The organism is Siminovitchia fortis (assembly GCF_003605365.2).
Taxonomy (GTDB): Bacteria; Bacillota; Bacilli; order Bacillales; family Bacillaceae_C; genus Siminovitchia; species Siminovitchia fortis.
The window spans coordinates 1-9,317 of sequence record NZ_QYTU02000064.1 but is presented as its reverse complement, the minus strand read 5'-3'; the positions used below and the strand labels follow the sequence as shown (position 1 = coordinate 9,317).

The 9,317-nt window shown below is 45.4% G+C and carries 11 protein-coding genes and 9 tRNA genes; 19 read left to right on the top strand and 1 reads right to left on the bottom strand.

Annotated features, from left to right (window positions below; all coding sequences use genetic code 11):
• Window positions 1-166 precede the first annotated feature (166 nt).
• From rsbRA to D4N35_RS17215, 9 genes are all read left to right on the top strand, one after another.
• A complete protein-coding gene (rsbRA, locus tag D4N35_RS17255; RefSeq protein ID WP_120075889.1) occupies window positions 167-1,003 on the top strand; it encodes an RsbT co-antagonist protein RsbRA in 837 nt (278 codons plus the stop codon).
• Complete coding sequence (locus tag D4N35_RS17250; protein WP_120075887.1) at window positions 1,000-1,356, top strand: STAS domain-containing protein; 357 nt, start codon at window positions 1,000-1,002, stop codon at window positions 1,354-1,356. Before rsbRA ends, D4N35_RS17250 begins: the two co-directional genes overlap by 4 nt.
• A 4-nt stretch (window positions 1,357-1,360) precedes the next feature.
• On the top strand, window positions 1,361-1,762 hold the full coding sequence (locus D4N35_RS17245) for an anti-sigma regulatory factor (RefSeq protein WP_120075886.1): 402 nt from the start codon (window positions 1,361-1,363) through the stop codon (window positions 1,760-1,762).
• Window positions 1,763-1,776: 14 nt separating this feature from the next.
• Window positions 1,777-2,787, top strand: a complete 1,011-nt coding sequence (locus D4N35_RS17240) for a PP2C family protein-serine/threonine phosphatase (protein WP_120075884.1) — start codon at window positions 1,777-1,779, stop codon at window positions 2,785-2,787.
• A 77-nt stretch (window positions 2,788-2,864) separates the two neighbouring features.
• Window positions 2,865-3,194 (top strand): STAS domain-containing protein, encoded by a 330-nt coding sequence (locus D4N35_RS17235; protein WP_120075882.1) that lies wholly within the window; start codon window positions 2,865-2,867, stop codon window positions 3,192-3,194.
• Window positions 3,194-3,667, top strand: coding sequence for an anti-sigma B factor RsbW (gene rsbW, locus D4N35_RS17230; protein ID WP_120075881.1), 474 nt, complete (start codon window positions 3,194-3,196; stop codon window positions 3,665-3,667). The genes D4N35_RS17235 and rsbW overlap by 1 nt, the downstream gene beginning before the upstream one ends.
• Window positions 3,645-4,439 carry an RNA polymerase sigma factor SigB gene (gene sigB / locus D4N35_RS17225; RefSeq protein WP_120075879.1) on the top strand — a complete coding sequence of 265 codons (795 nt, stop codon included), beginning with the start codon at window positions 3,645-3,647 and terminating at the stop codon, window positions 4,437-4,439. The genes rsbW and sigB overlap by 23 nt, the downstream gene beginning before the upstream one ends.
• Complete coding sequence (locus D4N35_RS17220) at window positions 4,436-5,035, top strand: PP2C family serine/threonine-protein phosphatase (protein WP_120075877.1); 600 nt, start codon at window positions 4,436-4,438, stop codon at window positions 5,033-5,035. The genes sigB and D4N35_RS17220 overlap by 4 nt, the downstream gene beginning before the upstream one ends.
• A gap of 94 nt (window positions 5,036-5,129) precedes the next feature.
• Window positions 5,130-7,313, top strand: a complete 2,184-nt coding sequence (locus tag D4N35_RS17215; RefSeq protein WP_120075875.1) for a Tex family protein — start codon at window positions 5,130-5,132, stop codon at window positions 7,311-7,313.
• A gap of 17 nt (window positions 7,314-7,330) precedes the next feature.
• Here D4N35_RS17215 and cmpA read toward each other — a convergent pair whose 3' ends face one another.
• Window positions 7,331-7,447 carry a cortex morphogenetic protein CmpA gene (gene cmpA / locus D4N35_RS17210; RefSeq protein ID WP_120075874.1) on the bottom strand — a complete coding sequence of 39 codons (117 nt, stop codon included), beginning with the start codon at window positions 7,445-7,447 and terminating at the stop codon, window positions 7,331-7,333.
• 94 nt (window positions 7,448-7,541) lie between these two features.
• On the opposite strand from cmpA, the gene D4N35_RS17205 reads away from it, so the two are divergent.
• From D4N35_RS17205 to D4N35_RS17160, 10 genes are all read left to right on the top strand, one after another.
• Window positions 7,542-7,994 (top strand): SprT family protein, encoded by a 453-nt coding sequence (locus tag D4N35_RS17205; RefSeq protein ID WP_120075872.1) that lies wholly within the window; start codon window positions 7,542-7,544, stop codon window positions 7,992-7,994.
• A 122-nt stretch (window positions 7,995-8,116) separates the two neighbouring features.
• Window positions 8,117-8,207: transfer RNA gene (locus tag D4N35_RS17200), tRNA-Ser, on the top strand.
• 12 nt (window positions 8,208-8,219) lie between these two features.
• Window positions 8,220-8,291: transfer RNA gene (locus D4N35_RS17195), tRNA-Glu, on the top strand.
• Window positions 8,292-8,550: 259 nt separating this feature from the next.
• Window positions 8,551-8,623: transfer RNA gene (locus D4N35_RS17190), tRNA-Asp, on the top strand.
• Between the two features lie 57 nt (window positions 8,624-8,680).
• A tRNA-Gln gene (locus D4N35_RS17185) sits at window positions 8,681-8,755 on the top strand.
• A gap of 1 nt (window position 8,756) precedes the next feature.
• Window positions 8,757-8,829: transfer RNA gene (locus tag D4N35_RS17180), tRNA-Lys, on the top strand.
• Window positions 8,830-8,915: 86 nt separating this feature from the next.
• Window positions 8,916-9,002: transfer RNA gene (locus D4N35_RS17175), tRNA-Leu, on the top strand.
• 9 nt (window positions 9,003-9,011) lie between these two features.
• Window positions 9,012-9,088, top strand: a tRNA-Arg gene (locus tag D4N35_RS17170).
• A 29-nt stretch (window positions 9,089-9,117) separates the two neighbouring features.
• Window positions 9,118-9,194 (top strand) — tRNA-Pro (locus D4N35_RS17165).
• Window positions 9,195-9,210: 16 nt separating this feature from the next.
• Window positions 9,211-9,284: transfer RNA gene (locus tag D4N35_RS17160), tRNA-Gly, on the top strand.
• Window positions 9,285-9,317 lie beyond the last annotated feature (33 nt).

Here is a 9,317-nt window from a genome sequence, read left to right as displayed (position 1 = left end):
AGTAAATTTACTTTCGTAATTTGGGATGATATAAACGCCAATTGAAAGCGATTGCGGGAAATTGGGCTTTCTTGCAAACGTTTGTCAATTGCATGGCGAAATTGCTAGAATAACTATATGAAACAAAATTAGGGCGTAAACAGGCAAACGATTGGAGGATGAATGAGTGAATACCGAAGTTGTCAATTTTATAAAAGAACACAAGGGCGATCTGCTCGAAAATTGGATGGCCGCAATGAAAATAAGCAGCCACGAACGGTCATTGAACCTCATTTCAGATGATGTGTTCAAAGACATTAGCCATGAGTTTATTGAAGTTGCGGTTTCCAACATCATAGATTCAGAGAATGGGTTTAACCAGAAGGTTGAACGCTTTACTGAGAGGGTTGTCAGGATTGGCTGGGAGCTGGTCTTTTTAATGGACGGGCTCAGTACGTTAAAAACCCTTGTTTTGGAGTTAATGCAAAAGGAAAAGGATTACAGCAGCGAAGAAGTGATCGAATTGATCACCGAGATAGATCGCTGGGTTGCCCCGATGACGAATCAGATCATCGAGTCTTATTCCAATAATTGGGAGAAAACCGTTTCCCTTCAAAAGGTTGCCCTTCAAGAATTGTCAGCCCCATTGATACCTGTATTTGAAAAAATCTCTGTCATGCCGCTCGTGGGAACGATTGATACGGATAGAGCGAGACTGATTATGGAAAATTTGCTTTCGGGAGTCGTTAAACACCGTTCGGAAGTTGTTTTGATCGATATAACCGGTGTTCCTGTTGTCGACACGATGGTTGCACATCACATCATACAGGCGGCAGATGCTGTCAGGTTGGTAGGATCAAGGTGCATGCTTGTGGGAATCCGTCCGGAGATTGCACAAACGATCGTTAACCTCGGCATCAATCTTAATCAGATTACAACGACAAGTACCCTGCAAAAGGGAATTGAAAAAGCAATGGAGTTTACCAATAGAAAAATCGTGGTGCTTAAGGAGGGTAAAGATTGAGAATACCGATCTTAAAGCTCAAGGATTGTTTGCTCGTTTCCATTCAGTGGGAATTGGATGACCAAACAGCCCTTTCATTTCAGGAACATCTCTTGCAAAAAATTCATACGACAAATGCCCGTGGTGTCGTCATCGACATTACGTCCATTGATTTTATTGACTCTTTCATTGCCAAAGTATTGGGCGACGTAATGGAAATGTCAAAATTGATGGGTGCAAAAGTTGTCATTACCGGAATACAGCCGGCGGTGGCCATTACTCTCATTGAATTGGGAATCAGGCTGGAGGATGTTATGACCGCTCTTGATCTGGAAAACGGATTGGATAAATTACAACAGGAACTGGGGGATTAAGCCTATGGAGCTGCAGTCCTTCGTAAAAATATTAAATGAATGGGACATCGTAGCAGTTCGCCAATTAGGCAGAAATGCCGCGAAAGAGCTGGGCTTTGGGGTAGTGGACCAGGCAAGGATTACAACTGCGATCAGCGAATTGGCCCGAAATATTTTCTTATATGCCGGTGAGGGAAAAGTAACCATTGATAAAATATGTTCAGATGGAAAAAAAGGATTGAAAATAATTGCAGAAGATGAAGGGCCGGGGATAGCGGATATTCGAAAAGTGATGGAAGACGGATATTCTACTTCCGGAGGATTGGGAGCCGGTCTTCCGGGTGTCAAACGGTTAATGGATGAGTTTGATGTTCAATCACAAGAGGGAAAGGGCACTGTCATCACTGCTATCAAGTGGCTCCGGTAGAAGGAGTGGGTTGAGTGGATTTTTGGGATACGGTTAAACCGAAATACAGAGATATTATTAAAAAATATTTGATTGATAAAGATGAGAAAATTCTTTATCAAGGACAAAAATTAAGCCGCAAGCTGATTGAGCATCGTATCGCACCTGAAGAAATTGTCAGCCTTCACAAGGCGATTATGATGGAAGGGGATCATTCCGCCGAACAATTGTTGGATTCATTTGATGTCCTTCTGGAAGTGATGATAGCCTACGGGCTTGCGTACAGGGAGCATCAAATTCTCAGGACTAAGCAGATGGCGCTGAAAAACGAAATCGAAGTGGCTGCCAGCATGCAGCAGACTCTGCTCAGGACGTCCATCCCCCAAATACAAGGGGCAGAGATTGGGGCGATCAGTGTGCCGGCCAGACAAATGAACGGCGATTACTTTCATTTTGTCATCGATGACGCCCAAAATGTCGGGATAGCGATTGCGGACGTCATCGGAAAAGGGATCCCTGCTGCACTGTCCATGTCGATGATCAAATATGCCATGGACAGTTTACCGGAAGATCAACTTCGGCCGGGTACGATACTCAAAAGCTTAAACCGGGTCGTCGAGAGGAATGTCGATCCAAGCATGTTCATTACGATGTGCTTTGGGGTCTATGACCAACGGGAACATACATTTTGTTATTCAAGCGCAGGACATGAACCCGGCTTTTTTTACCATGCAGAGAGCAAGGAGTTTAAGGAGCTGGAAGGAAGAGGATTGTTACTTGGAATTGATAAGAATACCGAATACCGTGAATATCTAAAAGATTTGGCGCCGGGCGACATGGTCATCCTTTTATCTGACGGCGTCACTGAATGCCGGACTGACGAAGGTTTTATCGAAAGGGAGGACCTGACGGGCCTGATCAGGAAATATATTGATTTGCCGGCTCAGGAAATCGTAGTGAGCGTCTACAAAGAATTGGAAAGACTGCAGGAATTTGAACTTCGGGATGATTTTACATTAATCATTTTAAAGAGATTCATAAAATAAAAAATATGTTTGCTTTATCTAAAAGTCGGGTATGTGTAAAAAGTACTACAAACTTACATATTATAGGGGTGGGTAATGTGAATGTTTCTATAAAGGTAAAAGAAGAGGACGGCACTATTTACGTGGAGCTTACTGGCGAAATAGATGCTTATACAGCTCCAAAGGTAAAGGAGAAACTCATGGAGGCTGCCAAGGGCGATAACGTCAAAATGAATATAGATTTATCGGGTGTGAACTATATGGACAGTACCGGTCTTGGTGTATTTGTCGGGATTTTTAAACAGCTTCGTGCTCATAACGGTGAAATGAAGCTGACCGGTATGACGGAAAGGCTGCAGCGCCTGTTTGATATAACCGGGCTTGCAGATGTGATGGACATCAATACCGAGGTGGAGGGTGGAGTATAATGGATGCAGCTTTTGATTATATCGAGATGAAGGTGCCTGCCAAGCCGGAATATGTTGGAGTCATCAGATTGACCATTTCGGGGATCGCCAGCCGGATGGGTTTTTCATATGAATTGATTGAAGATATTAAAATTGCTGCAAGTGAAGCTGTCACTAACGCAGTTCAGCATGCGTACAAGATGAATGAGGACGGTGAAGTTGTTGCGGGATTTGCGCTATATAACGACCGCCTTGAGGTAATGGTGTCTGATTCCGGAAAAAGCTTTGATATGAGAAAGATACGCCGCGAAACCGGCCCATATAATGAAAAGGAAAATGTGGAATTTATGCGTGAAGGAGGATTGGGTCTATATTTAATTGAGAGTTTGATGGATGAAGTAAACGTCCAGCTGAACCAAGGGGTCAGTGTCCATATGACGAAATACCTCAAAGGGGAGCAGGTGGAGCTTGATGCCGAAAAAATCTCAACCTGATTACAAAAACACTGACGTCAATAAATTGATCAAGGCCTTTCAGCTCCACGAAGACGAAGAGGCCCAAAACGAACTTGTCCTTCATTATAAAAACTTGGTAGACTCAATCGCGCGCAAATATTCAAAAGGCAAGTCATACCACGAAGATATTTTTCAAGTGGGAATCATCGGCCTGCTCGGTGCTATAAGGCGTTACGATGAATCATACGGGAAATCGTTCGAAGCTTTTGCGATCCCGACGGTTATCGGAGAAATTAAACGTTTTTTGCGCGACAAGACGTGGAGTGTTCATGTTCCCCGCAGAATCAAGGAACTGGGGCCGAAAATCAAGACGACCGTAGAGGATTTGACGAGGGAGCTTCAGCGGTCTCCGCAAATTCATGAAATCGCGGACCGCCTGGATGTGACGGAAGAAGAAGTGCTGGAAGCGATGGAAATGGGCAAAAGCTATCAAGCATTATCTGTGGATCATTCCATTGAAGCGGATTCTGATGGCAGTACCGTTACTTTATTGGATATTATCGGAAATGTGGACGAGGGCTATGAAAAAGTAAATCAGAAGCTTGTTGTGGAAAAAGTCTTGCATGTGTTGACGGAAAGGGAAAGACAAATTATCCAATATACGTATTTGGATAATTTGAGCCAGAAGGAAACCGGCGACCTGTTAAATATTTCGCAGATGCATGTTTCAAGGCTTCAGCGCCGGGCGATTAAGAAGCTGAAGGACGCCATATTTGCAGAGCCGGCTAATACGGAGAGCTCAACCTCATGATACATTTTCAAAGCGAACGCCTGGAGGCATATGCTTTTCAAAGAGCCAAAGAGGGAAAAACTTATTGCGGCGATAGCTTCTACATGACAGCGAACAATGATTACTTTCTTTGCGTTCTTGCTGATGGCCTTGGAAGCGGTGAGTACGCCTATGAATCTTCCCGGGCAGTCACTTCCGTTGTCAAATCAAACCCGGAAGAAGATGTCCAGACACTCATGAACTTCAGCAACAAAGTGCTTCTCAGCAAACGCGGAGCGGCAACTGCCATCTTTAAAGTCGATTTCCGTGAAAAGACCTTTGAATACAGCTGTGTCGGGAACATCAGATTTTATTTGTATACTCCCTCCGGTAAAATGGTCTATCCAATGCCTGTATCGGGTTATTTATCAGGCAGGCCCCAAAAATTCCGGACGCAAACATTCCCTTACGAACCCCAATCCAACTTCTTAATCCATTCAGACGGTTTTGTCAAAGAGGGTTCAAAACCGTTCACCGACAACCGCCAAACGGTATCTGCCATTGCCAACCGGTTGAAAGTGAATCAAATAAATAAAAATGATGATGTTACATTTATTGTCGGAAGCCTGCTTAAGTAAGCGGGTTTTTTGTTTTTTTACTCAACATGGTATTTGGGTGTACCGCGATGTTAAGATAAAATAATAGTGATTGAAAATGAAACGAGGGATTCCGATGATTGAAACTGAAACGAAGACCCATCACGATCAGCTCATTCAGAAGCTGGCAAAAGAATTGCAGCTTTCAGGCAGACAAGTCAAAAGTGTCATCACTTTGCTTGAAGAAGGGAACACGGTTCCGTTCATTGCCCGCTATCGTAAAGAAATGACCGGGGCGCTTGATGAGGTTCAAATAAAAGATATTATGGAAAGCTGGACGTACATACAAAATTTGGAGCAGCGAAAAGAGGATGTCCTTCGCCTCATTGAGGAGCAGGGAAAGCTGACCGAAGAATTGAAACAAAAAATTGTTAAAGCCGATAAACTGCAGACAGTGGAAGACCTCTATCGTCCATACCGGCAAAAACGCCGGACAAAAGCGACCGTTGCGAAGGAAAAAGGATTAGAGCCGCTGGCTGACTGGATGTGGGGATTTCCTGCAGAGGGGAAAGTGACAGAGGAAGCGGAAAAATATGTTTCCGATGAAAAAGAAGTAAGAGATACCCATGAAGCGATCCAGGGGGCTAAAGATATTCTGGCTGAGCGGATTTCCGACGATGCCGCAGTCCGGCAATGGATCAGGGACGAAACGTTCCGTTCCGGCCAAGTGACGTCAGAAGTGAAAAAGGCAGAGCTGGACGAAAAATCGGTGTATGAGATGTACTACGAATATGAAGAACCGGTGAAAAAAATCGTTCCTCACCGGATCCTTGCATTAAATCGCGGTGAAAAGGAAGGTATATTACGGGTATCCATCAAGCCGGATACAGAAAAAATCATCGGCTATTTAAAGAGAAAGTTCATTAAAAAGGAAGCTTCCGTTTCCGCCCCAGACGTTGCGGAGGCAATCGAAGACAGTTACAAGCGCCTGATTGAGCCTGCCATTGAGCGGGAAATCAGAAATGAACTGACGGCAAAAGCGGAAGACCAGGCCATTCATATTTTTTCCGAAAATCTCCGGAAACTGCTGCTTCAGCCCCCGCTAAAAGGAAAAATGGTCCTTGGTGTGGATCCGGCTTATCGGACCGGCTGCAAGCTCGCTGTTGTCGATGAGACAGGAAAAGTTCTTCATATTGATGTGATTTATCCGCATCCGCCAAAAGCGAAACCCGAGCAGGCGAAAGGGAAGATGATCGATGTTTTGAAAAAATATAACATTGAGATTGTTGCGATCGGCAACGGGACGGCTTCACAGGAAACGGAGCAGTTTACAGCCAATATTTTAAAAGAGTTAAATGCTGACATCTCCTATATTATTGTCAATGAAGCGGGGGCAAGCGTTTATTCGGCATCCGATTTGGCGAGGGAGGAGTTTCCTGAGCTGCAAGTCGAAGAAAGAAGTGCAGTCTCAATCGCCCGCCGTTTGCAGGACCCGCTTGCAGAGCTCGTAAAAATCGATCCCAAATCAGTAGGCGTCGGCCAATACCAGCATGATGTCACCCAAAAGAAATTGAACGAGCAACTGGCCTTTGTTGTTGAAACAGCGGTGAACCAAGTGGGGGTAAACGTAAATACCGCATCCGCTTCGCTGCTTCAATATGTATCGGGTTTAAGCAAAACAGTAGCAAACAATATTGTAAAGCAGCGCGAGGAAAACGGGAAGTTTACGAGCCGTGCCCAATTAAAGAAAATCCCAAGGCTTGGAGCGAAAACGTATGAGCAGGCGATCGGATTCATGCGCATATTAGATGGAAAGGATCCGCTCGACGCCACGCCTATCCATCCGGAAAGTTACCCGGAAGTTAAGAAACTGCTTGAATCAGTCGGGTTGACCACTGCGGATGTCGGCACTGAAAAAATGGCTGAAGCCTTAAAGCATTTGTCGGTTGAGGAAACGGCGAAGGAGCTCGGGCTTGGCGAGTTGACTCTTCGGGACATTATAGAATCATTGATGAAACCAGGACGCGATCTGCGTGATGAACTGCCAAAGCCTTTGTTGAAAAAAGACTTATTGAAGCTTGAAGACTTGAAGGCCGGAATGGAACTTCAGGGAACAGTCCGGAACGTTGTTGACTTCGGTGCTTTTGTAGACGTTGGAGTCAAAGAGGATGGCCTGGTCCATATTTCAAAATTGAGCAACCGCTTCGTGAAGCATCCGCTTGATGTTGTTTCACTCGGAGATGTCGTTGCCGTTTGGGTGGAGAATGTCGATGTTCAAAAAGGGCGCCTGTCTTTGACGATGATCGATCCGAATAAATAAATGAAGAAAACACTGCTTCAGGGTGAGCAGTGTTTTCTTCTGTAAAAAAACCAACATTGGTTAAGCAGTTTAATTTGATACCGGTCTTTTTCCAAGAAGGCTTTCTGCATCTGGTTTTGAAACCAGACAGGCATTCGTCATAACCTCCCCGCCGAAAATTTTGGTAGTATTATTATATGATGAAAATAGCTGTCGTGTTCAATTTTTAGGGCAGCCGGAGGTAAGGAAATGACAAACGAACAGCTTCAGGCACTGACTGAAGAGATTTCTGAAACATATTTTTTAAAACCATTCAAACATCGGGCTTTCTTTAACCCGCGACTCAGGACGACCGGAGGACGCTACATGCTTGGGACTCACAATATCGAAATCAACAGGAAATATTATGAGGAGCACGGAATGGACGAACTGGAAGGTATTATTAAACATGAGCTCTGCCACTACCATCTTCATATAGAAGGGAAAGGCTACAAACATCGGGACGAGGACTTTCGGTGGCTTATGAAAGAAGTCGGGGCTCCCAGGCATTGCACGCCGCTCGTCATAGAAAAGAAAAGGGCTGCCATAAAGCGGATCTACGTTTGCACGAAATGCGGACAGCATTATGAACGGCAGCGGAGGGTAAACACAAACCGCTATTTTTGTGGAAAGTGCCGTGGAAAGCTTCAGGAAAAAGTTTGAATTCAGATGTTTTGAGGTAAGCAGGAGACAGCTCATGGAAAGTCTGAAATTAAGAATAAAAATTGCCGTGGACCTCTTGACAGCCCTGCGGATAGTATTTATAATCGGAAGAGCATTCGTACGGGGAAGTACTCAAGAGGCCGAAGAGGTGCCCCTGCTAAGGGCATAGGTCGCGTAAGCGGCGCGAGGGTTCAAATCCCTCCTTCTCCGCCATTTTTTTATGTTGGCCCCTTGGTCAAGCGGTTAAGACACCGCCCTTTCACGGCGGTAACACGGGTTCGAATCCCGTAGGGGTCATTAGAAAAGCGGAAGACGGCTGCTTAGGGGCGACAAGCGCTGGAGGGCAAGCCTGTGAAGTCGTTCTTTGACTTCATGGGCTTGACTGAAGCGACCTCGAGCCTCTGCCGTCTGCAGCTGGACAATAGAAAAGCGGAAGGGCCTGTTCAGCCCCGACAAGCATAAGGCGATTCCCGAGGAGGCAGCACTTCAGCCGCCACAGGGAATTGACTTATGACCTCGAGGGGCTAGGCGCTGCAGCTGGCCATCATAATTTCCTGGTCCCGTAGTGTAGCGGTTAACATGCCTGCCTGTCACGCAGGAGATCGCGGGTTCGATTCCCGTCGGGACCGCTTAAAAAATCCTTGCAATTTTTTGCTGGTTTCTGTATAATAAAGAACTTGGATTGATGGGCTATAGCCAAGCGGTAAGGCAACGGACTTTGACTCCGTGATTCGCTGGTTCGAATCCAGCTAGCCCAGCCAAGAGCCATTAGCTCAGTTGGTAGAGCATCTGACTTTTAATCAGAGGGTCGCAGGTTCGAATCCTGCATGGCTCACTCTTTTAAAAAAAGAGAATGAGATATAAAAAACTTGTTGACACATTCAAGGTAAGGTGCTAAAATATATTTTGTCCTTGAAAAAGGCGGTCGTGGCGGAATCGGCAGACGCGCTAGGTTGAGGGCCTAGTGGTAGCAATACCGTGGAGGTTCAAGTCCTCTCGACCGCACCAAAAACACATGCGCCCGTAGCTCAATTGGATAGAGCGTTTGACTACGGATCAAAAGGTTAGGGGTTCGACTCCTCTCGGGCGCGCCAATTAAAACATTCTCTTTTAATCTATCGAACGGGAAGTGGCTCAGCTTGGTAGAGCACTTGGTTTGGGACCAAGGGGTCGCAGGTTCAAATCCTGTCTTCCCGACCATAGAAAAAATAATAATGCGGGTGTAGTTTAGTGGTAAAACTACAGCCTTCCAAGCTGTTGTCGTGGGTTCGATTCCCATCACCCGCTCCAATTTATGTTTGATCTTTGAAAACTGAACGAAAC

Coding starts and splice junctions, on each gene's coding strand:
- D4N35_RS17220 (WP_120075877.1), top strand. CDS start 4,436: ATGATACATTTTCAAAGCGAACGCCTGGAGGCATATGCTTTTCAAAGA.
- sigB (WP_120075879.1), top strand. CDS start 3,645: ATGCCGAAAAAATCTCAACCTGATTACAAAAACACTGACGTCAATAAA.
- D4N35_RS17215 (WP_120075875.1), top strand. CDS start 5,130: ATGATTGAAACTGAAACGAAGACCCATCACGATCAGCTCATTCAGAAG.
- rsbW (WP_120075881.1), top strand. CDS start 3,194: ATGGATGCAGCTTTTGATTATATCGAGATGAAGGTGCCTGCCAAGCCG.
- D4N35_RS17245 (WP_120075886.1), top strand. CDS start 1,361: ATGGAGCTGCAGTCCTTCGTAAAAATATTAAATGAATGGGACATCGTA.
- cmpA (WP_120075874.1), bottom strand. CDS start 7,447: ATGCCTGTCTGGTTTCAAAACCAGATGCAGAAAGCCTTCTTGGAAAAA.
- D4N35_RS17205 (WP_120075872.1), top strand. CDS start 7,542: ATGACAAACGAACAGCTTCAGGCACTGACTGAAGAGATTTCTGAAACA.